At 62.0% G+C, this 21589-nt stretch carries 25 protein-coding genes; 13 read left to right on the top strand and 12 right to left on the bottom strand.

The genetic code is table 11. From position 1 onward, the window contains the following. Positions 1-169 precede the first annotated feature (169 nt). Genes NO930_RS04285 through NO930_RS04255 form a run of 7 tightly spaced genes read right to left on the bottom strand, consistent with a single transcriptional unit; the run spans position 170 to position 4633 of the window. Positions 170-949, bottom strand: a complete 780-nt coding sequence (locus NO930_RS04285; protein ID WP_256402609.1) for a DUF8125 domain-containing protein — start codon at positions 947-949, stop codon at positions 170-172. Then, positions 946-1500: a DUF8063 family protein gene (locus tag NO930_RS04280; RefSeq protein WP_256402608.1), complete on the bottom strand. Its 555-nt coding sequence runs from the start codon at positions 1498-1500 to the stop codon at positions 946-948. Before NO930_RS04280 ends, NO930_RS04285 begins: the two co-directional genes overlap by 4 nt. Positions 1501-1532: 32 nt before the next feature. Further along, positions 1533-1712, bottom strand: coding sequence for a hypothetical protein (locus NO930_RS04275; RefSeq protein WP_256402607.1), 180 nt, complete (start codon positions 1710-1712; stop codon positions 1533-1535). Between the two features lies 1 nt (position 1713). Continuing rightward, entirely contained in the window at positions 1714-3396 is a 1683-nt protein-coding gene (locus NO930_RS04270; RefSeq protein WP_256402606.1) for an Env/VP5 family phage fusion protein, read from the bottom strand. Between the two features lie 48 nt (positions 3397-3444). Beyond that, positions 3445-3969, bottom strand: coding sequence for a hypothetical protein (locus NO930_RS04265; RefSeq protein ID WP_256402605.1), 525 nt, complete (start codon positions 3967-3969; stop codon positions 3445-3447). Beyond that, positions 3966-4226: a DUF378 domain-containing protein gene (locus tag NO930_RS04260; RefSeq protein ID WP_256402604.1), complete on the bottom strand. Its 261-nt coding sequence runs from the start codon at positions 4224-4226 to the stop codon at positions 3966-3968. The genes NO930_RS04265 and NO930_RS04260 overlap by 4 nt, the downstream gene beginning before the upstream one ends. Then, complete coding sequence (locus NO930_RS04255) at positions 4223-4633, bottom strand: DUF8023 family protein (RefSeq protein WP_256402603.1); 411 nt, start codon at positions 4631-4633, stop codon at positions 4223-4225. Before NO930_RS04255 ends, NO930_RS04260 begins: the two co-directional genes overlap by 4 nt. A 111-nt stretch (positions 4634-4744) precedes the next feature. Between NO930_RS04255 and NO930_RS14170 the strand changes: the two genes are divergently transcribed. Together NO930_RS14170 and NO930_RS04245 are read left to right on the top strand one after the other, a co-directional pair. Beyond that, complete coding sequence (locus NO930_RS14170) at positions 4745-4954, top strand: DUF8053 family protein (RefSeq protein ID WP_486607623.1); 210 nt, start codon at positions 4745-4747, stop codon at positions 4952-4954. A 241-nt stretch (positions 4955-5195) separates the two neighbouring features. Then, a complete protein-coding gene (locus NO930_RS04245) occupies positions 5196-5453 on the top strand; it encodes a DUF7386 family protein (protein WP_256402601.1) in 258 nt (85 codons plus the stop codon). Positions 5454-5466: 13 nt separating this feature from the next. Here NO930_RS04245 and NO930_RS04240 read toward each other — a convergent pair whose 3' ends face one another. Further along, positions 5467-5922, bottom strand: coding sequence for a type IV pilin domain-containing protein (locus NO930_RS04240; RefSeq protein WP_256402600.1), 456 nt, complete (start codon positions 5920-5922; stop codon positions 5467-5469). Positions 5923-6094: 172 nt separating this feature from the next. Here NO930_RS04240 and NO930_RS04235 point away from each other — a divergent pair, with 172 nt between their 5' ends. Beyond that, positions 6095-6901, top strand: coding sequence for a hypothetical protein (locus NO930_RS04235; protein ID WP_256402599.1), 807 nt, complete (start codon positions 6095-6097; stop codon positions 6899-6901). Here NO930_RS04235 and NO930_RS04230 read toward each other — a convergent pair. Beyond that, on the bottom strand, positions 6862-7101 hold the full coding sequence (locus NO930_RS04230) for a helix-turn-helix domain-containing protein (protein WP_256402598.1): 240 nt from the start codon (positions 7099-7101) through the stop codon (positions 6862-6864). The two genes, NO930_RS04235 and NO930_RS04230, sit on opposite strands and share 40 nt — an antisense overlap. 404 nt (positions 7102-7505) lie before the next feature. On the opposite strand from NO930_RS04230, the gene NO930_RS14140 reads away from it, so the two are divergent. From NO930_RS14140 to NO930_RS04220, 3 genes are all read left to right on the top strand, one after another. After that, entirely contained in the window at positions 7506-7763 is a 258-nt protein-coding gene (locus NO930_RS14140; RefSeq protein ID WP_425601439.1) for a hypothetical protein, read from the top strand. After that, on the top strand, positions 7760-7933 hold the full coding sequence (locus NO930_RS04225) for a hypothetical protein (RefSeq protein ID WP_256402597.1): 174 nt from the start codon (positions 7760-7762) through the stop codon (positions 7931-7933). The genes NO930_RS14140 and NO930_RS04225 overlap by 4 nt, the downstream gene beginning before the upstream one ends. A 207-nt stretch (positions 7934-8140) precedes the next feature. Further along, positions 8141-9163 (top strand): tyrosine-type recombinase/integrase, encoded by a 1023-nt coding sequence (locus tag NO930_RS04220; protein WP_256402596.1) that lies wholly within the window; start codon positions 8141-8143, stop codon positions 9161-9163. 629 nt (positions 9164-9792) lie between these two features. On the opposite strand, the gene NO930_RS04215 is transcribed toward NO930_RS04220, so the two are convergent. Next, positions 9793-10065 carry a DUF433 domain-containing protein gene (locus tag NO930_RS04215; protein ID WP_256402813.1) on the bottom strand — a complete coding sequence of 91 codons (273 nt, stop codon included), beginning with the start codon at positions 10063-10065 and terminating at the stop codon, positions 9793-9795. 586 nt (positions 10066-10651) lie between these two features. Between NO930_RS04215 and NO930_RS04210 the strand changes: the two genes are divergently transcribed. Next, positions 10652-11755 carry a hypothetical protein gene (locus tag NO930_RS04210; RefSeq protein WP_256402595.1) on the top strand — a complete coding sequence of 368 codons (1104 nt, stop codon included), beginning with the start codon at positions 10652-10654 and terminating at the stop codon, positions 11753-11755. 300 nt (positions 11756-12055) lie between these two features. Continuing rightward, on the top strand, positions 12056-12238 hold the full coding sequence (locus NO930_RS04205) for a hypothetical protein (RefSeq protein WP_137783745.1): 183 nt from the start codon (positions 12056-12058) through the stop codon (positions 12236-12238). 109 nt (positions 12239-12347) lie between these two features. On the opposite strand, the gene NO930_RS04200 is transcribed toward NO930_RS04205, so the two are convergent. Then, complete coding sequence (locus tag NO930_RS04200; protein WP_256402594.1) at positions 12348-12608, bottom strand: hypothetical protein; 261 nt, start codon at positions 12606-12608, stop codon at positions 12348-12350. A gap of 514 nt (positions 12609-13122) precedes the next feature. Between NO930_RS04200 and NO930_RS04195 the strand changes: the two genes are divergently transcribed. The 4 genes from NO930_RS04195 to NO930_RS04180 all read left to right on the top strand — a co-directional run bounded on the left by NO930_RS04195 (position 13123) and on the right by NO930_RS04180 (position 18061). Next, the gene (locus NO930_RS04195) at positions 13123-14937 is read left to right on the top strand and encodes a PAS domain-containing sensor histidine kinase (protein ID WP_256402593.1); all 1815 of its coding nucleotides are present in this window, start codon (positions 13123-13125) and stop codon (positions 14935-14937) included. A gap of 368 nt (positions 14938-15305) precedes the next feature. Further along, positions 15306-15923 carry a class I SAM-dependent methyltransferase gene (locus NO930_RS04190; protein WP_256402592.1) on the top strand — a complete coding sequence of 206 codons (618 nt, stop codon included), beginning with the start codon at positions 15306-15308 and terminating at the stop codon, positions 15921-15923. A 61-nt stretch (positions 15924-15984) separates the two neighbouring features. Next, complete coding sequence (locus tag NO930_RS04185) at positions 15985-17277, top strand: glucose-6-phosphate isomerase (protein ID WP_256402591.1); 1293 nt, start codon at positions 15985-15987, stop codon at positions 17275-17277. 58 nt (positions 17278-17335) lie between these two features. Further along, positions 17336-18061 (top strand): CPBP family intramembrane glutamic endopeptidase, encoded by a 726-nt coding sequence (locus NO930_RS04180; protein WP_256402590.1) that lies wholly within the window; start codon positions 17336-17338, stop codon positions 18059-18061. 63 nt (positions 18062-18124) lie between these two features. Here NO930_RS04180 and NO930_RS04175 read toward each other — a convergent pair whose 3' ends face one another. Further along, positions 18125-19435: a DNA double-strand break repair nuclease NurA gene (locus tag NO930_RS04175; RefSeq protein ID WP_256402589.1), complete on the bottom strand. Its 1311-nt coding sequence runs from the start codon at positions 19433-19435 to the stop codon at positions 18125-18127. A gap of 315 nt (positions 19436-19750) precedes the next feature. On the opposite strand from NO930_RS04175, the gene NO930_RS04170 reads away from it, so the two are divergent. Further along, positions 19751-21565: a methyl-accepting chemotaxis protein gene (locus NO930_RS04170; protein ID WP_256402812.1), complete on the top strand. Its 1815-nt coding sequence runs from the start codon at positions 19751-19753 to the stop codon at positions 21563-21565. Positions 21566-21589 lie beyond the last annotated feature (24 nt).

Raw genomic sequence — 21589 nt, 5'->3', positions numbered from 1 at the left:
GACGATCAGCAGCAGGCCGGCGGTGGTACTGAGTGCCGACCCTTCTGGCGTTCCCGACATAACGGACCACCCGATAATCACCAGTAGGCCGTGTGAGAGGGTGATAAAGAACACCTGCCAGTTGGAATCATCGGATGGGCCGTACGGGTCGCTCCGGCGGGGTTGGAACCTAGACATCGTCCACCTCCAGCGCCTCGGCCTCGTCTAGCAGCTCGAAGCCGATCGTCTCGCCGTGGCCGTTCGTCTCGGTGTTCGGAGTGTCTCCGGCTTTCATGCTCTCGGGTTTCAGGTCCTCGGGTAGCTCGTCGGCGATAACCGCCGAGATCGTCGCCTCCTCGTCGTCGAACGACGGCGTCAGCGTCGGATCGAGTATCGCCTCTTGGTCTTCGAGCCGACGGCGGTCGATCGTCCGCGTGATCGACCGGAGCCGTCGCTTGATACGTCGCCCTCGACGCGCGTCCCGCTCGAACTCGTCGCGGAGTTCCGCGATCTGGTCGAACGCGTCGGCCACGTTCACGTCGCCGGCCAGCTGTGAACCGGCGACCGACTCCCGCCAGTTGGCGACCGCGACGTTATCCTCGGGTCGATACTCGCGAACCTCGTACACGCGCTTGGCGACCGGCCACTCGAACAGCGTCCCCGCGAACACCTCCATGTCCGCGAACTGGTCTTCGCTGAGTTCGTAGACTGAGCCGCCGGTGTCGTCGCTCGCGTCGAACGCGACGAGATAGATTCCCTCCTCGTCGGGAAGGAGATTGGCGACGTAGCCACCGGCGATGTATCCTGCGACGGCGACCACGACGCCCGCGGTCGCGACGACGCCGAAGCCGTCGATCTCCCACACGTACGCGTACCCCAGTTGTTCCGCTCCCGCGACGTACAGCAACACAAGCCCGGCGACGAGGATCTTGTTCTCACGGAGCCATCCGCTCGCGTTGTCGACGTTCATAGGATCTGCTCGACCTCCTTCTGTTCGTCCTCGCGACGGTACTTCACGACGCGATACGTGAGGCCGGCTCCGCCGAACGCCGACAAGATAACGAGTAACTGCGCTCGCTCGTAGTCGATCGGCGGACGGTTCGGACTCGTCTGTCCCGTCGAGACGTAGCTGAACCGGTTGTTCGCTATCGATCCGGGCGTGGTCATGGTCACGGCCGCCTGCCCCGCTCGGAGCGGGACCGCGACGAACACCTCGGTCTGACCCTCCGGGAGTCGATGCTGGTAGATCCGGCCGGAACCGGACCCTTCACCGAACTGGACCGCTTCAGTAAGCGTGATACGTGTCGAGTCGTCTGTCTCGAATAACAGCGTGAAGCCGTCGCGGTCGTAATCGTACTCCCACGAGACGAGACGCGTCTGTGCGTCGATCTCCTGGGCGTACGTCTCGGGCTCCGCGACGTTGACCGACGTGTTCGTTTCGAGACCGGGATCGGCGTCACTCTCGTTCGTCCCCTGCGCGGCCGCTCCGCCGACCGCAACACAAGCGGCTGTGAGGCTCACCGCAACACAAAGAATCAGAATTCGGCGCATGGTCAGATACCCGGTATCGCCGAGCGAACGGCCGACTCGATCGCGCTGAACGCGAGCCCGATCGGATCGTAGCCGAACGCTATCATCACGATTCCGACGACGACCGCGGCGAAGCCGAGCTTCAGGACGGGCTCAACCGCGAACGAGACAATCGACAGGTACGGCGTCAGCGGGTTGACCATGCTACGACCCACCTCCGCCGTCGACGAACAACGCGTACACCACGCCGAGCCCGCCGAGCACCGCGGCGATGAGACCGATGTCCGGTGAGCCTCCATCGAAGAAGCCCGCACCGGCTCCGCCCCCGCCGCCGTCGTTCTGTGACTCCTCGTATTTGTCTATGAGTTCCTGATTCTGTGCTTCGAGCTGGTCCCACTCCTCCTGAGTGATGTAGTTCGAGTCGGTCTGCGGCTCTGACGAGTCGAACGTCGCCGTCGATTCCTCCTCGCCGGTCTCTCGGTTCGTGAGCGCGTCGACGGTGAACGTCTTGGAGAGTTCGATCGTCTCGTAGTTTGTCTCACTCGACGCGGACGCATACCCGACTGACTGAACCTCGGTGATGGCCGTCTCTAGGTCGCCGCTCGCGTCGTACGAGTACGTCCCGTCCCCGTTGTCGGTCCAGTCGCTCGCCGGGATCGAGATGGTCTCGCCTGCCGTTGTCGTCACGTCCAGAACCGTCCCCTCGTAGGGTTCGCTCGTGAGAGTGATCGTCCCGCCGTCGACGCCCGTCTCGAAGGCGTCCCACGTCCCCGTTATTTGACTCACGTCGGCCGTCAGATACACGTCGCCCGCGAAGGTGCTCGGATCGTACGTCGTTCCCGCTTCGATCGGTCCATCCGACGAGTCCGTCAGCCCGAGCGTCCCCGTGAGCGTTGCTCCCGTCTCTGAGACCGTTACCGTTGCCTCGCGCTCGGAGTCAACTGGGATATTCAGCGCGGCCAGATCTGCGATCGCTTGCGCTTCCGATTCCTCTTCTGAAAGCATCGCCGCGCGATCTTGTGGAGTGATCAGTTCCGATATTTCTATCTCTCCACTCTGAACGTCGCCGTAAACGCTGCTGACCCATGTGGAGATACCAGATCGAACGTTTTCGAACGTGCTCGTCATGGAGTCGAATATAGAACCCCAATCAGCAAATTCCAGATAGAGAAGATCGATACCACTGGCTCCTACGAACACAACTCCGACGGATTCAGACGAAGCAGACACAGGACTCAGTTTGTATCCTTCATCTTCACCCTCGATCTGCTCTAGGTCGAACGTAGAGCCATCCGGGAGCGTATGGGAAACAGTATTGTGCAGGATTGGTCTGGTACCAGCGGAACCCCCATCAATCGACCAGCGTAAGGTTAGAGGCGGATCAACATCGGTGAATTCGGACGCGCGACTATTCAGAGATTCAACCTGATTGACCGATTCGTTCCACGATTTTAACAGATTCTTCTTAACAATTGTCGCGTGAGAATCGACCGCGGTAGTGGCCGCAGACAATACCTCAGATTCGCTTTTTTGATTGTTCAATGCTTCGAGAGCCGCTATTTTGCCTTCGGTGTATGCGATATTCTCTGCGCCCGACAGTAGATTTTGGTTGTCTATAATCGTCGACGCATTTCGGCTTTGAGCGGCTTTCCCTGCCTCAAGGACTGCCTGCTTGTACGCATCGGGAGTAAGGCCCTCATCGAGCGGCTCCGAGTTAGAAACCGTCACCTCACGAATTGCCCACGCGAGCCCAACCGGACCGCCGAGGAGTCCACTCGCCGCGATTGTTCCCGCGTCTTTCCAGTCGATCGCTTCGACCGTCCCCGCCGTCGATCCGACCGCGCCCATTCCTGCCGCCGCGCCGATCCCGACGGCCGTCGCTCGCATTACCCCCCGTCGAGTCATCCGCCGATCTGCTTGTGTTGCGGTCATGAATCAGTCCTCACGGAAGTAGAGGAAGCCGACGATCGCGACGATCGCGACGAGGAGCCCAGTCGAGGAGCCACCGCCGAGACCGAGCCCCGCGCCGCCGCTCACTCGTTCGAGCGTCCCCCAGTCCGTCGACGCGATGAGATCCGCGTCGTCGACGGTCGCCGTCTCAGCGGTCAGTCGCAGCTCGTCGTAGTCACGATCCGACTCAGCGAGCGCGTAATCGTACGATTCGGTCGAGCCGTTCGCGACCGAGAGCGTCGCCGTGTCGATCTGCGTCCCGTTGCCCGCGGTCTCGTTCTCTGTGAGCCCTTCGACGGTCACGGTCACGTTCACCGGCGAACTCCCGTTCATGTCCTCAACGCCGGTCGCGTCGAGATAGATCGACTGTGTTTCGTTCGTCGGATCGATCGGTTCGTCGACGAGCGTCGTCGAGTCGTCTTGTGCGGCGACGCCCGCGATTCCGAGCCCGAGCCCGGCTACGAGTACGACGAGCGCGACCGCGAGCCGTGCGCTTGTGTTGCGGTTCACGAGTCATCACCCCGGAAGCTGTCGACGACGTCCGTCACGTCGTAGACACCCATGTGGTCGGCGAGCGTGATCACGCCCGCGATAGCCACGACCGCGTAGACGCCGGTCGCGACGGCGGGTTCGCCGACGGCCGCGCCCAGCTCGGCAACCGCATTGTAGTCTCCGAACTCCACGAGGCCCCAGTTGACCGCGCCGATCGACGTGAGAATCCAGATCGCGCCAGCGATCGTATCCTCTCCGTCCCAGATCGAACTCATAGCATCCACCCCAGCGCGGCCTGACCGCTCGTGACCACGACGACGTAGAGCACGCCCCACAGGTCCTTGCTCTCGAAGAACGCCCCGACGGAGTCAGGGAAGACGACGAACGCGATAGGAAGTGCGAGCGTCGCGACGGCCGCGATGAGGTAGTACCCCTGTAGACCCTGAATGTCGTCGCTCAGAGTGTTGAACTCGGTGTTTTCGTTAGTGACGATCGTCCCGACGATGCTTCCGTAGCCGAGCACCCACGCTGTCGATAGCGGGAGACCGGCCGGAGCGAACACCGTCGCGGCGAAGTCCACGTCGAATAGGTTGAACGTCGCGATACCGACGAGCATGAACGCGCTCGCGATTCCCGTAACGAGGAGGGAAGCGTCGAGCGCGTCGAATTGCAGTTTCGCCATGCGCGCGAGACGGCCACGGCGGGACGTTTATACCCGAGTTTTGTGGGTATCCCGTATGCACGCGGTGGATACGCCGGTACTGTTTTGTACCCCACCGTGCCTGCGACGGCCATGTCTGCCTTGAGAAAGCTCGTAGACTGCGACGGAACGCCCCGAGTGACACTCGACAAGGGCGAGCTAGACCTGGACGGAGTTCTCGACGACGGAGAGATACCGACGGACCAGCATATGCACGTCCAGCGACTCGGTCGCGGCGTGTATGTGGTCCGCGCTATCGACGATGACGGAATCCCGGAACTCCCGGAGCGTGTTCACGGATGAATCCCCGTGCAGTGGTGATCTCAGACCGACCCCGTGGGGTTCGACGCAGATGTATTCACGATCCTCGATCTATGCACCTCGCGAGCGGTACCAACCGAAAGAGGTGCATCAAACCGAGGTGGGTCGGGCGGGGTTCGCATAGTGATCATTCCGGTGATCACTCCCCACTATTTGAACGCGAAGGGGTTCAGTCACCGCAGATCATCGGGATAGTGACCCCCGTGCATACGGAGAGTTATGAATGAGCCGTCGAACAAGTCTCAAGCTCACTGACGAACGCGAGCGTCAACTCGAAAAAGCGAGCGAGATCGTGGCGAGTGGTCCCGACGACGATCCACCGATGAGTGTCGTTATTGATGCAGCTCTCGCACACCTGATTCAGTCAGAAGAAAACATCTGCACCGCCCGCGATGAACTGGCCCCCGCGACGATCCAGCAGTTCAACACCGATGTGCTTGGGTTGCGGTACAGGACTCAAATAGAAAGCCGGTGGCGGTGAATTCAGACGCGAGTTACTCGGCTGTGAGCGTCGTCGAGTAAATCGCGTTTCCGGATGGGTCGTGGATCAATCTGACCGTGACCCTCTCACCTGAATTGTAGCTCGTAGCGTCACCCTCGTCAGTGAACCTCACTGCTTGGCCAGTCTGCCACGTATTCGAACTCAGTCCAGATTCGACACTGTTGTTGGACCGTGTGCCGTCAACACTCAATACTAAGTCTCTTGCATCTAGGTCTTGTCCACCGGTTTTCGTGAGAGTGAGACTAACATTGCCATCAGCTGTGTTGGCAGTAGCCTCGTCGACATCAAAGCTCGCCTGCGGCGCAGTGTCGCCTAGCTGATCGCCGAGTCCGAGAACGAAGGTCCCGATAACGGCCGCGAGGATGACGGTGATTGCGACCATAAGTATAACCCCTATAACAGGACTCACGGCGCGGTCGTCCGCTGTGTTTTGGTTGAATAGTTTCATGGTTTGCACCCAGCGTCGGCCGAAGACGCGAGTACGACCTACCGCGGTCGCGTCCGTCGGGTTGCTGGCTACTTGATACTACGCGAATCTGGTATATGTACGTGTTGATCAAAATCTCAGCGTTGAAAACTATCCCGCTACGTTCAAGGTGTTTCTGCCCTGACTCGTGGGTATGTCACCCACGGCGCAGGCCCTCGCTCGGACCTACAGCGACCGCGAGTACCCCGACCCGTGGCAGAAAGTCCTCGACTATCGCCGCGTCCGCGAGTACGCCGCAGAACACCCGAAACACGGCCGAACACGCGTCGGAAACGCCCTCGACCTTCCTCCCGGTCGCGTTCGAGGATGGCTCGACGGTAGCACGCCAGATTCTGTTCGAGGTATCCAGACGGCGATCGGTCACGGCTGGCTCGATCCGGACGAGGCGACCACTGCCGCGTTCGTCGACCTCCTCGCGCACGTCCTCGCGGGCGGCAGCATCAACGACACGTTCGTCCCCGCGATAGCCGTCGACGACTCGGTAACGACCGATGAGGTGCGCTCGGTCTTCGAGACGCTCGATATCGGTATTCTCACCCGCAACTCCGACGTAGACAACCGCGCGACGGAGGTGGTTCCGGCCGGCGACGCGTCGGTGCTCGGTCGCTGTCTCGTCGCGATCGGTGCCCCGGTCGGAGAGAAGGCGGGGCTCGACTCGTTCCCGCAGATCGTGTGGGACGTACCGAAACCAGTTCGTGAATCGTTCGCCCGAATCTACGTCAGTCACCGCGCGCTCACGTACGAGACGAAAGACACGCGAGTCATTCAGGAAGACCGGTCACGCGCGTATCTGGACGACCTTCGTGATGTATTAACTGATGTGACCGGCGAACCCGTGAGCGTCGGCGACGGCCGAGTGACGATCTCTGCGGCAGCTGCTCGCCGGCTCGCGGAGTCGGATCACTCTAGCTCGGTGCCGTCGAGTTCACCCGCGAGGTAGGCATGCCCGCGGTCCGTGATCCGCGTGTATCCCTGTGGATCGTCGTATCGTTCGACCAGATCCGCTGCTTCCAGTTTCGGAAGCCGTCTGTCGATTGTGGGTCGTGACACGTTTTCGATGTTGAACGCGATCGCCCGGGGAGGGATCGCTATCCCGCACTCGTCGAGAAGCTCTAGGATAGCATCATCGGACTTAGTCATCCAACTCACCACGGGCCTCATGGCCTGAAAATACCGTCAGGCAGGTCTTAGTTGTGTGGTAATCTCCGGTGTTTGATTGACTTCTCATTTGGTACTGATAGAGAACAGCATCAAAATTAAATACCCTGTATCCGTGAGTGTCTGATACGGAAGCACTCTCGCGGGCCCGTCGCTCCTCGATGGGTCCCGTTGTTCGCAAAAGCGGACCCCGCTGCTGGAGACAGCGGGTCCGCGTGGGCTTCCGTGTCTAGGCCACGAAAGCCATGCTCGGACACAACGCACGGGGGCTTGAAATCCCCGATCGATCGAGGAACCGCAACACAAGCAGCGGAGGCGACCACTTTCAGTTTCACTCCGCGCGTCAGGATCGGCTCTTTTTAACGACCGTCCGTCGGCCTGAGTCGATGGTCCCGAAAGAAGTCGTGCGGATCGAAGACCGGCAGGACAGGTGGCGATACGTGTGCCCTCGCGGACACCGCTCGTGGGAACCCACGAATCACCATTTCTGGTGTCAGAAATGCGCGTCGAGCGACGACGCCGACGGCGTTTTCTACGCACTGAGCGATCGCAAGACGGGTGCGCTCTTATCTCGTGAGCGAGTTCGGCTCGTGACGCCGCTCGGTCCCTACGACCGCGATCTCGATGATGAGGGAACGTCATGATGACCCTCTACTGTGCGATCTGTGGCGGTCGATTCGAGCCGGACGACTATCACAGATGGGTCGACGCAGAAGAGAAGCCCGGACGAGAGTCGTTCACTCGGATCGACTCGTACGCACTTCACGTCGACTGCTGGGATCGACTCACTGCGGGATGGATGGACCCCGCATGAGTCAGACACGTCTTACCCGGTGGGAAGGCCGATTCGTGTGTTCGTGTGGTACGGTTTGGCGGACGGCTCGCGGCCTTCAGAAACACCGTGGAAATCAGCGGTGTTGGAGGAACGAATGACCGACAAGAATCGCGGACACGCACGTCGGATCGCAGAGCAGCTTGCGATGTGCGATAACAAGGATGACGACAAAACGGAGGGATCAGAGTGAGCGACGACGGTCTTCAAGAGATACCGCCGTCGGTCGCGCGAGATCTCTACCTCGATCAGCGACGCGAGGAAGTGAGCACGTCGACGCTCAAATCTCATCGATATCGTGTCGATCAGTTCGTCGAGTGGTGCGAAGACAATGGGATACGGAGCATGGCGGAGCTGGATGGGCTCGATCTCCACAACTACCGAATCAAGCGCCGCGAAGAGGATGGGCTCAAAACGATCTCTCTTCAGGGTCAACTCTCGACGCTCCGGCAGTTCCTCCGTGTTTGTGCGAACGTCGAGGCCGTCGAGGAGGGGCTTCACGAGAAGATCATCCTCCCGAGCGTCCCGAAGTCGGAACAGTCGAACGACGATCTGCTAGAGAAGGGAGCAGCCGAGGCCGCAATCGAATACCTGGGGCAGTATCAGTACGCCTCGCGGGAGCACGTCGAGCTGCTACTCCTATGGCGCACGTCGATGCGACGCGGTGGGCTCCGGGCGCTCGACTTGGGCGACTTCGATCGCGAAGAGTCGGTTCTCGAAGTTCGTCACCGGCCTGAGAGTGGGACACCGCTGAAAAACGGCGAGTGGTCGGAGCGCGATGTTCAGATTCATGACTCGGTCCGAGACGCGTTGATCGCGTACATCGAAGGCCCGCGGAAGGATGTGGTCGACGACTACGATCGCGCTCCGATCCTGACGACGACGCACGGCCGCGTCGCCCGCGGAACAGTGAAACAGGATATGTACCGGATCACCCGGCCCTGTATGTACGGGGTCGAGTGTCCCCACGATCGCGACCCTGACGAGTGCGAGGCGACCGAGGCGCGCAAAGCGAGTAAGTGTCCATCCTCGCGGTCGCCGCACGCGATCCGGACAGGATCGGTCACGGCCTATCTCGACGAGGGAACGCCGAAAGCGGTCCTTGGCGACCGGGTCGACATGACTGAGAAGACGATGGAAACGCACTACGACAAGGCGAGCAAGCGCGAACGGATGTACCGCCGGACCGACTACTTGCCGGAGGATTTCTGACCATGAACGCGACTTTCGACGAGACAAATTCGATTCCGACCGAAGAGGGGCATCGCCGATCATTCAGCCGCTACCCGTGTTGGCCCACCTACTGCACGCACGATCTCTGGCCGTGCGGAATTGGTGGGCTGGGACTCCCCAGCCACCCAATTTCGGTATTCTAACACTCCTGAGAAGGAGGACCTAAATCGTAATCCGAACAGGTCACCGAACGCGGGTCCGTCCCGTACAGCGGCGTGCGGAGCCGGAGGTGTCGGCGCGTGAGCCTCGGTTACTCCGGGACCTTCACCGCCGAGAAGGAGCGCGAGTTCTTCTGTAATCGCTCCGCACGTGGAACCTATAGGATGGCCGTAGGGCACCCTCTTCGCCGATAGAACACGGAATGGGCGTGGACGGTACCCCGAGAAGGAAGCTTGTCAGGTCGCCTCACGTGCGACGCCGGCTACTCCCACTCTGTCAAACTCGTAACCGGCGGAAGATCCTCGGGATCGGGAACCCACGTAATCAGCTCGTCGACGCGGTCCGCGATCTCGTACGTGTCCATCGTGTCGTCGCCGTAGTACAGTACCGGTATCGACCCGCGCTTGTCGGCGTCGAGATGTCGACGAGAATCCGATACTCCATCCGGTCTACGCACGCTCTTCTTTGAGTTCGGCGAGTGTCTTCGCGCCGTCCTCTCGGGCCTGCTGCTCTCGTTCGGCTTGCTCGCGCTCGGCTTCGCGCATCTCATCCGGATGGCTGTGGTAGTATTGGAGGGCACCGTAGACTTCGGCGGCATCGAGGTCTAACTGCCCGGCCACTTCCTCGGCGGGGCGTCCTGCTTCCTCGACGAGCCCTTGGATTCGTCGAACGGTCACGCGTTGCCCCTCGATATGCGGCTCGGCGTGAAGATCCGTCGCGATCCGGATAGATGACTACGCCATACCCCATCCGGTAGGACGACAGGGTGTTAAAACATCGCCTCAGCGGCCCTGTTGACCTCCTTAATCGGTTATATGTTCTCTCGGTTGTGCTGAATATAGAGCGCGTAGGCTCTGTTGAAATCCTCAACCGGTGATACGTTCCTGGAGCCGTGATGAATACAGAGCGCGAGTCGGCCTCCGAATTTCCTGTTAACAAGTCACAAGTATAAGAAAATTTATGATAGCGCGTGCCCTCTACTGTTTGATTATGTGTTCAGAGAGACGCAACAGCCACCGAGATACTGTGCCACGTACGACCGTCAGCCGTCGGTCACTACTCGCAGCGAGCGGGGTTATTGTAGTTGGGGGACTCGCTGGCTGTCTGAATCAAGTTGCGTCGTCAGTGACGAACACGGGCTCGTCGCCTGCGGCAGTGTTCGCAGGGACAGACTGGAATGATGATGACACGGAAGTCACGTTTATGATGGCTCCGGGGAGCCCGCACGTGAGTCGGTTGGCTCCAACGGTGTCTGCCGGGCAGCTTGGGGATGTCGAGTTGGAGGGGTGGGTTACGTCTTCTGCGGTGATGGCTCAGGACTACAATTCGTCGCGGAGCAACAAGCGGAAGACGCAGGCGGGGGATACGGATTCAGATTCTGATGGTGATGGTGTCGGTGACGGTTCTGAGGAGGATGCTGACCTCGTCGCGTATCTGGGTGGTGAACCGATTGTTGCTGAGCGGTTCTCGGTGTGTTTGCCTGATGCGGAGGTTCCGGGTGGGAATGGGAGCATTCGTGAGGAGGTGACGCCGGAGCGGCTCATCAACTACCTGATGGGCAGTTCTGGTCCCCCCGAATCGCTCTCGAATAGCGTTTCGACGAAGTCGCGTGGTGGTGGTGATTGTGATGATACAGACCCTGGCGTGTACCCGGGTGCGGTGTGCGGGACGACGCCTCACTTCGTTTCGGAGGTGACGGGGCCGGTGGCGACTGGTGGGGGTCTTGAGGCCGTTCGGGGTGAGGATGGGAGGGTGACGGTGATCAATACGCCTCCGGCGGCTGAGGGTGCGTCTGAGACGGTGTGCGTTGCTGCGGATGATGACCCGTGTGGGCCGGGTGTGTGGGCGCGGACGACGGGGTCTGGTTCGTCGACGGGTGTGTTGGTGTCTCAGGTGATGGTGCAGCCGCCGCGGTGTCCGGAGCCGTTTCCTGCGTTGTTGTACGTGCAGCGGTGTGAGAGCAACGACCAACTCGTGTACACGGGTGGGTGGGTTATCGATGATGCTGCGTTGTATGAGGAGTCGGTGACGGTGTTGTCGATGGCTGGTCCGACGGAGGTGATTGGTATGGAGTGCTGTTTCGATTTTGACAGTGATGGTGATGGGTTCGGTGACTTAGTGAAGCGGTCGGTGTCTGGTGAGCGTGCTTGGCGGGGGGCGCGAATTGATTCTGGAACGGTCGATGAGTTGGTTCAGCGTGGAGTGCTTTCGGAGTCACAGGGTAACGACATTCTCCTTCGGAAGCGGCCGGGCGGGAGGGCGACTGGGGATGATAATGAGTCGGGAGAGAATTATCGGTTTGTGACGCATGTGGCGGTGGATGCACCGGTTCTTCACTTGATGAGTGCGAGTCGGGCGTCGCAGGATGTGAAGTTCAAGGCGGGGGCGGAGCTGTCAAAGAGTGTGAGGTAAACTACCCTACCCTACTCGCTCCCTTCAGTCGCTCCTTGAGGTCGGAGGCTCCACCTTGAATTACGCTGATTTTCCGTGTGGCACCGTGGCACTCCCGGTGTCGGCCCGAGTTACTGCAACAGTATCTCTGTGCTGTATACCCCCTCTGTATCTCGCACGCCAGTTCTACAGTTCTTAAGTATTTCAACAGAGCTAGCGCGTATACCTCACGGCACTAGACGGTGAAACTCAATTGATCGGGTTGCTACGATCTAGCATAGGTAGGATAAGAATTAATTCACGTCCTGTTGAGCGTTCAGTATGGACAACCGGCGTAACCTGTATGTAGCGGCGTTTGTTGGAGCGTCGTTATCGTATATCTTCAACGTCCTCGCGTTTACAGGTACGTTCGATGCCTTTCGTTGGTTCGTGTTCGCCGTGATATTCCTTGGATTCACATACGGGTTCGAGAAGTTCATCGGCTGGCAAACTGACTCAGTTTGATTCCCTCTGCTGCCTACACACTCCGTATCTCACGCAGTTCGCATCAGTTTCTAAGGAATTCAACAGAGCTGCCTCGGCAAAAATACCGGCCCGAACGCCGAGATCGTTCTTACCCATCGGCAAGTTGTATTCCACGCGCGACGACGTACATCGACACGATGCCGATGCCGACGGCGAGAATAAACTGCGTAACGACGACGAGAAATGCACCGAGTATCGAGTTTCCAGCGGCCAGTAGCGTGAGTAGAAACACGAGCAGCGCGAGTCCCCCGAACAACAGGATCAGCCCGGCAAGTGGGAAGACCTCTGCTCGAATCTGTCCGAGGTCCAGTTCACCTGATTCTTGGTCGATAAACGGGGGTAACGACATGCTAGAAGACATCTACACGCGGAGTTATTAACCGTCGGATTGTCCACCTAGCCAGAGGACCAACACGAGGGTCGACTGTTCCGCATTCGCACACCGTATTCAGCGTGGCTACAAGAACATATCACTGACAGAGGATGTCAACAGAGCCGATCGGTTCTATCTCGTCCGTGCTCCGCCCGCACTCCCAGCACTCCGAGTCCGCGGTCTCGACCAGCTCGCGCACCGCCTCGAGTCGATCCCGTGCTCTTCGGCGAGGTCGTTCAGCCGGTCCGTTCCGATCTGATCGGTCGTGTCGTCGGTTGTCTCTGTCATAGTTTCGTGTCTCGTGGTAGGTTCGTAAGCGGTTCGGCCGGTCGTCGTTTCGTGTCGCTCGACACCTCACTCGCCTAATACTCGTCGTCGCCGTCGTCGACGGGAACGAGCACGGTCCGGCTCGGCAACTCAACGACGCGGAATCGCTCACAGTCGTTGAATGCGAGGATTCTTAAGCAGTCCTTGAGTTGTGTTGACAATAATGGATTTGTCACAAGAACAATGTCAAAGACTCGTGGAGAATCTCCCTGACAGCGTTCTTGTCGTGGATGAGTCGGGAGCGATTCTGTACGAAGACCCATCGGTTCAGCGTGTTACTGGATACATCCTTCGTGACGATATTGAACAGAATCTGTTTGAACACGTCCACCCGTCGGATCGACAGACGGTCCGTAACATATTCACAGAGACTTCCGGATCCGATGACGCTGGGACTGTCTCCGCCGAGTTTCGCTATCGCCGAGGAGATGGATCGTGGATCTGGCTTGAAGCGAGGCGAAGCACTCAGATGGCGACCATACTCGGGGGATACGTCGTGAGTATGAGCGAAATTACCGCAACCAAGGAGCGAGAGGAACGCCTCGAACAAACCACGACTCGTCTCGAACTCGCGATCCAAGGGGCAAATATCGGTGTGTGGGACTGGGATATGACCACCGACGAAGTTGAGTACAACGACCAGTGGGCCGAGATGCTTGGTCACACTCTCGACGAGATCGACCCACACCTCCGTGCGTGGGAAACGCGCGTTCATCCGAATGATCTCGATGACGTCAAAGCTGCGCTTGACGCGCATATCCGACAGCGAACGGAGTACTACGATACCGAACATCGGATGCGAACTGCGGACGGGGGGTGGAAGTGGGTTCGAGATGTGGGGAAGATCACCGAACGGGATACGGATGACGACCCGATCCGGGCTGTCGGTATTCACCTTGACGTCGATGAGTCGAGGCAGTACCAGCGCGAACTCGAACAGAAGACTGCGGAACTCGAAGAGCTAACGTCCCAGCTTGAACGGCAGTACCAGACGCTGTTCGAGGAGGCACCTGTCATGGCGGTCGTTACGCGAGCAGAGAACGGTCGGCCCGTTATCGAAGATTGCAACACTGGCTTCGCAGACACGCTCGAGGTCGACAAGGAACGCCTGACTGGAACCGAACTCGCAGAGTATTACACGCCTGACTCTCAGGAGGCACTGCTCGACGATGGCGGATACAAGCGCTCGTTGGAAGGCGAGTTCACCAGGGAGCCCCGTGAGTTGATTGCTACTGACGGCGAGGTCGTCGAAACGTTGCTACGAGCGGTTCCCCGTCGGGATGCGTCGGACGAGATCGTGGGCACAGTAGCGATGTACATCGATGTGACGGAGCGCGAAGAGGTAAAGCGGGCCAACGAGCGCTTAGAGGAGTTTGTAAGCATTGTCTCACATGATCTTCGAAACCCGTTGAACGTCGCAACGGGACATCTCGAACTGGCTCAGGACACCTGTGAGAGTCCACACTTGGACGCTATCGAGCAAGCGCACAGCCGGATGACGACTCTCATCGAGGACTTGCTTCGATTGGCCCGACAGGGAGAGGCTGTGAGTAATACCAAGGTCGCTGATCTCGCACCAGTCGTCGAAACGTGTTGGGAGACCGTTGAGACGGGTGATGCCTCGCTGGTTATCGAGGCTGACCGAACAGTCGTAGCCAACGCGTCTCGTCTCAAACAGCTCTTCGAGAACCTCATTCGAAATGCCGTCGAACACGGTGGAGATGACGTGACCGTAGCAGTCGGTGGATTGGATGATGGATTCTATATTGAGGACGACGGTCCAGGGATCTCGGACGATGACCGTGAGTCTGTGTTCGAACCGGGATATTCAACACATGCAGAGGGAACTGGATTTGGCCTGAGTATCGTACAGCGAATCGCTGAGGCTCATGGATGGGACATACGGGTTACGAGCGGGACCGAGGGAGGTGCACGCTTCGAAGTCGCTGGTGTTGAGTCTGCAGAAAGCACCCTCTAGATTAGACATCAGACCTGTACTTGCCCTTCTCCTCAGCGCTCGGATGCGGTTCCTCGGGTGCGTGTTCGCGTCAGGGCACCTATCGTTCGAGATTGGTTGGCTGGGACTCCCCAGACACCCGATTTCGCCGTTTTGCGTCCCTAGAGACACCGGTATCGCGTCTCCGAGTGGCTTGTCCGGACAGGGATTACCCCGGCAGTCCCCGCCGTCTCCCGATCTGCGTTAGCCGAGGTGATGCTGCACCGATTTCACGCTCGCCGGAGCGACTGACGCCGTTGAGTCAGGTCCGAGCGAGTTCCGCCACGTTCACCCGTCGGACATCAGGAGGCGTTCGACGGCGTTTTACATCGGTACTCGTGTTGATACGTGTGGATCTCAATTCCGTCCGAAACGCGTGGGCAGACCGGGCGGGCGAATACTCACCAACGTACTACGCTCATTACGGTCCGAACGAGACGAGTACGGTGGTTCGCGAGATTCTCACCGAGCACCTCCCCCGAGACGCGGCCGTTCTCGAACTCGGGTGTGGGCCCGGTCGTCATCTCAAGCATCTCGCCGACGGCGGCTTCGAGGACCTCTCAGGCGTCGACATCAACCCCGAGGCGTTCGACACGATGCGGGAAACGTATCCCACACTCGCCGACGACGGAACGTTTCACTGCGGCCCGATAGAGGAGATCATCGAGGAGTTCGACGACGGACAGTTTGACGCGGTGTATTCGGTCGAGACGCTACAGCACCTCCACCCCGACGTCGAGTGGGTCTTTGAGGAGGTGGCTCGAATCACCGACTCCGTCCTCGTCACGGCGGAGATCGAGGAGCCCGTGCGCGATACGTCGTCCGACTCGGACGTGAACTACGTCGACGAAGACACCCCGCTGTACTACCGCGACTGGAACCGCATCTTCACCTCGCTGGGTCTCGTCGAAGTCGCCGTCGTCCGTGGCGACAGAGACACCACGCGAACGTTTCGCGTTTCGGAGTAGCCGATAGCTGTTCTTCCGAGAGAGACCCACGCTTAAGTCCCGGTCGCCCGCCACGTGAGGTATGGATGTCGACTTGGGCAACACGGTAGAGACGACACCGGGAGTGACGAAGGAAACGCTCGACCGACTCGACGACCGCGTCGCAGACGCACACGACCGGATCACGGCCGGCATGGAGTCGGACGAGTTCGGATACGCCGCACTGACGCTTCCGGAGACGACGGATCCGGGAGCGATCCGCGCGGTAGCGGACCAGTTCGACCGGCCCGCGGCCGTGCTCACGGTCGGCATCGGCGGGAGCGCGCTGGGCGCGGCGGCCATCGCGGACGCGCTGGAGAGCGACGTCGACGCGTACTTCCTCGACAACGTGGATCCGGACGCGGTCGAGACGCTGCTCTCGGAGCTGCCGCTCTCGGAGACCGTCGTCAACGTCGTGTCGAAGTCGGGGACGACCGCCGAGACGCTCGCGAACTTCCTCGTCGTCCGGGAGGCCATGACCGAGGCCGGCGTCGACTGGACCGAACGGACCATCGTCACCACCGGAGAGGAGGGGAACCTCCGTTCTCTGGCCGACGAGCACGGCCTGCCGGCGCTCGACGTTCCGGACGGGGTTCCGGGACGGTTCACTGCGCTCTCGACGGTCGGACTCACCGTTCCGGCGTTGCAGGGCCACGACATCGAGGCGGTGCTCGCCGGCGGTCGAGACGGGATGGACGCGCTCGCGGGCTCGCTGTACGAGTCTCCCGCGTACGCGTACGGCGCGACCGCGTACGCGCTGGCCGAGCGCGGCGCGCTCACGAACGCCGTGATGCCGTACGCCGAGTCGCTGGAGACGTTCGCGGAGTGGTTCGCGCAGCTGTGGGCGGAGAGTCTGGGGAAGGACGGACTCGGGCAGACGCCGGCTCGCGCGCTCGGCGCGACCGACCAGCACTCGCAGCTGCAGCTGTACCGCGCCGGGCCGCCGGACAAGCTCGTCTCGCTCGTCCGCCCCGCGGAGCGGGCGGAGACGGCGATTCCGGAGACGGACCTCGACGGACTCGCGTACCTCGGCGGCTCGTCGCTCGGCGACCTGCTCGACGCGGAGTTCGAGGCGACAGAGGCGAGCCTCGCGGCCGCCGACGTTCCGAACATCCGCGTCGAGATCGACCGCGTCGACGAACGGAGTCTCGGCGAGCTGCTGTACGGCATGGAGGCAGCCTGCGTGCTCTACGGCGAGCTGGCGAGCGTCTCGACGTTCACGCAGCCGGCGGTCGAGTGGGGGAAGAAGGCGGCCCGAGGGCTGCTCGGTGGAGGCGACTTCCCGGAGGCCGACGCCGTGGCCGACAAGCGGGAGCTTCGGATCGAGCGGTCCTGACGGCTCACGGACGAGCGGTTCCGGAGCGACTAACACGCGGTGTGTCCAACGGACGGCAATGACGGACGACCTCCCGGTCCCGGTGGATCGACTGGTCCACGTGGTGAGCGCGGTGTTCGCGCTCGTGTTCGCGCTCGTCCTCACCAGCCTGATCACGCAGTTGGTCACGTCGCTCGCGCTGCGAGTCGGCGTCGTCACCGCGGACACGAACGCGTTCGCGCTCCTCCAGACCGCCGTGAGCTTCGCCGGGTTCCTCCCCGGCGTGCTCGGGTATCTGGTGATCACGGACCAGCGGACGCTCGTCTCGGTCTCGCGGCCGTCGGCTCGCGAGATCGGGATCGTTGCCGGTGCCGCCGTCCTCCTTTACGGCCTCCAGATCGGGCTGTTGTTCGGGCTCCGAGCGGTCGGACTCGGAACCGGACGGAACCCGGCGACGGTGGCCGCCGGCGACCCGGTCGCGTACTACGGCGCGATGATCGTCGTCTCGATCCTCCTCGTCGGCCCGGCGGAGGAGCTGCTGCTTCGCGGTGTCGTCCAAGGCGGACTCCGGCGGTCGTTCGACGCCGCGCCGGCGATCCTGATCGCGGCCGTCATGTTCGGCGCGCTTCACGGGAGCGTCGAGGGGACCGTTCCAGAGCAGGTCGCGTACATGGGCGTGACGATCGTCCTCGGTGCGGTCCTCGGAGTGCTCTACGAGCGGACGGAGAACGTGTTGGTTCCCGGGCTCGCCCACGGGCTGTACAACGCGATCATCTTCGCGGGGCTCCTCTGGGGCGCGCTGTGACGCGGGGCGTGCGGCGATGAAGTGCGTGCCGCGGTGCGGGCGTGCGAGCGCGCCGAGAGGGCGTCACAACGGAGTTTTTCCCCACCGGTGGTCGTCGTAGGTCGACTGCTGCTCGCTGTCGAATCGGTCCTCGAACGCCCGCCGGAGCGCGGACTTCTCCGTGGCCGCGATCCGCGCCAGTTCGTCGGCCTTCGCCACGGCGGCCGGCGGGCCGCGAGACGCCGCCACGTCGGCGAGCACCTGTCGGGTGAGCCGCTCGCGGGTGTCTCGGTCGCGAGTGAACGCGTACGGGGCCTCCAGCTTGTAGGTCACGTCTGTTCGCGGGTCGTACAGCACCATGAACGTCGGCTCGTACAGCTCGGAGTCGAATTCGCGGTCGATACCGAGCGCGTCGCGGTCGGCGGCCATCGTCTCGTCGGCCCCGCCGCGGCTGTGAAACCAGGTGGTGAAGGTGAGTTCGTCGTCGACGCGCTCGCCGGAATCACCGCTCGCGTCGGGCTCGCCCGGCGCTCCGTTCCCGCTGGCGTCCACCGGTCCGCCGCCGGCGTCGTCGCGCCGCTCCAGCAGCCGGGTGAAAAGCGCGGTGTCGTCGGGCCACGGCGGCTCGACGCCCTCGCGGGCGAGAGCGCGCACGATAGTCCCGCTGGAGGGGTTCTTAACGAAGCCGACGAGCGGCACGTCGCGCTCGACGAACCGCTCGACGAGCCGGACGTAGTTCTCGACGACCGCGCGGGGCTTCGCCTCGCGGGCGAGCGCGCCGAGCTCCGGGTTGCGGTCGTCCCACGTGAACAGCTCTTTGGGATAGATGGGGCCGTCGAGCACGAGCAGGTCGTCGACCCGGTCGGCGTGGTCGAGCGCGTGAGAGCCCTCGGCGAGGTACAACGCGAGCGCGTGAACGACGCCCTCGGCGTACCGGTTCACCCGCGGCGCGTGGAGCACGCGCTGGCGGGTGTGTCCCTCGTCGCGCTCGGCCCAGTCCCCGTCGAAGTCGGCGGTCGAGTCGCCCGCGTGGACGGTCGCGACGATGGTGCGGTCGCGGTGGAGCTCCAGATCGGTCGGCTCGCTCGCCATCGCGGCGTGAGCCACGTCGACGACGAGCCCGTTCTTGAACGTCGTGGGGTTGATCGTCCCGGAGTCGAGCCCGTGGACCGTCTCGAAGGGGCGCTCGGTGAGGGCGGCGTCGTCGATCGGCGCTCGTCGCCGCTCGTGGTCGCCGACGGGCTCGATCACGGTGCGGCCGTCGCGGCGGAGGCCGGGAAGCCACTCGTCCCACACCCGCACAGCGAGGTCGTCGTGGTCGGTCGTGTCCACGTCGCTCGCGATACCGTACGCGAGCCGCGCGATGTTCTCGACGTGGATCGGATCGAGCGTCACGGGCGTACTCCGGCCCGACCGGTCTTAAAATCGTTCGCTGAGGGAGGCGGGAAATCGCCGGACGATACGAAATCGGCGGACGACGACACCCCGAACGGAGGGACGGTTCGGCGGCCGCGGTTCGACCGGCTGTCGGCGAGAGAGCGGCTCTAGCAGTATCAGACGAGATATTCGGGGGAGAACCTTCTTTGCCGGAATCGGTCGATGTCACCCATGGTAGAGTCAGGGGTCGCGTCGGGAACGACGACCGGCCAACCGCAGGGGATAGGGGAGAAGGTACGCGAGGTCGTCCGGTACATCCCGGACGGCACCTCGATGCCCGAGGAGATGTGGGCGGGCCGTCACCGGAATATCTTGCTGGCGATCCTCGTGCAGGTGCCGTTCCTCGTCGCCTTGGGGCTGTACAGCGGGACCGAATCGATCACCGGGGCGCAGATCCCCGCAACGCCGCTTTGGATGCTCGGCGGCTTCGTCGCCATCATCCTCGGCTCCGCGGCGCTGGCGAACGTGTCCCGGCTCAGCCGCCGACAGCGGACGGTGCTCACGGCGTTCAGCCTGATGACCGTCTCGATGGCGCTGGTGAAGCTGTCTGGCGGCTACATCGAGGCGCACTTCAGCTTCTTCGTGTTCGTCGCGGTGCTCGCGCTGTACGAGGACTGGGTCCCGTTCGCCGTCGGCGTCGCGTACGTCGCGATCGGCCACGGCGCGTTCAGCCTGATCGATTCGAGCCTCGTCTACAACCACACCGCGGCGATCGAGAACCCGATCATCTGGGGCGGCATTCACGCGTTCTTCGTCCTCGGGCTCGTGGGCGCGCTGATCGTCAACTGGTACTCCATCGAGAAGTCGCGCGAGGAGGCACAGCGTCAACTCGACCTCGTCGCAGAGCAGAAGTCGGAGATACAGGACGTAGAGGAGGCGAAAGCGGAGGTCGAAAAGCGTCGCGAGGAGGTCGAGTGGCTCAATCAGCACCTCGAAGCCAAGGCCGACGACTACAGCGCGATGATGGACCGCGCGTCCGACGGCGATCTCACGGTCCGACTGGAGGCCGAAAGCGAGAGCGAGGCCATGGAGCAGATCGGTGCCGCGTTCAACGAGATGATGGACGAGATCGAGGCGACGATGCAGGACGTCCAGTCGTTCGCCGGCGAGGTGTCCGAGGCCAGCGAGAAGACGGTCGACGGCGTGAACACGGCCGAGGCGCGCAGCGAGGACGTGAGCCGGTCCGTCACGGAGATCGCGGAGGGGGCAGACGAGCAGCGCGAGATGCTCGAACAGGTCTCGGGGGAGATGAACAACCTCTCCGCGACCATCGAGGAGGTCGCGTCCTCGACCGAGACCGTCGCGGACGCGGCCCAGCAGACGGCGTCGATCGCCGACGAGGGGCAGGACACCGCGAGCGAGGCGATCGACAGCGTCCGCGGGTCACAGGACGCGATCGACGAGACGGCCGAAAAGGTCAGAGTCCTCGACGAGCGGATGGAAGACATCGGCGAGATCGTCGACCTCATAAGCGACATCGCGGAGCAGACGAACCTGCTCGCGTTGAACGCCAACATCGAGGCCGCCCGCGCCGGCGGTACCGGCGGGGGGAGCGACGGGTTCGCGGTCGTCGCCGACGAGGTGAAACAGCTCGCCGAGGAGACCCAGGAGGCGGCCCAGGAGATCGAAGAGCTCATCGCCGGCACGCAGGCGCAGACGCAGGCGACGGTCGAGGAGGTTCGGACCGCCGAGGAGCACATGGAAGAGGGTGCCGAGGCCGTCAGGGACGCCGCGGACGCCTTCGCCGAGGTGGCGGACAACGCGAGCGAGACCGACGACGGGATCCGCGAGATCAGCAAGGCGACGGACGATCAGGCCGCGAGCACCGAGGAGACGGTGTCGATGGTCGAGGAGGTGGCTGGTATCAGCCGGTCGACCGCGGACGAGGCCGACGACGTCAGCGAGGCGGCCGACGAGCAGCTCGCCGCGATGTCACAGGCCACCGCCGAGGCCGGGTCGCTCGCCGAACAGGCCGACCGGCTCCGGGCGCTGCTCCGGAAGTTCGACGTCGGCGAGGACTCCCCCGACGACCCGGCGGCGTCGGGTGCGCGAACCGTCGCGATGGGCGACGGCGGTCAGTCGGACTGAAGAGACGCCTCGCCGCGGGTTCGG

It is taken from the genome of Halorubrum salinum (assembly GCF_024494575.1).
GTDB lineage: Archaea > Halobacteriota > Halobacteria > Halobacteriales > Haloferacaceae > Halorubrum > Halorubrum salinum.
Note: the sequence above shows the minus strand (reverse complement) of the source record. Positions and strands in the feature narration are given on the sequence as shown.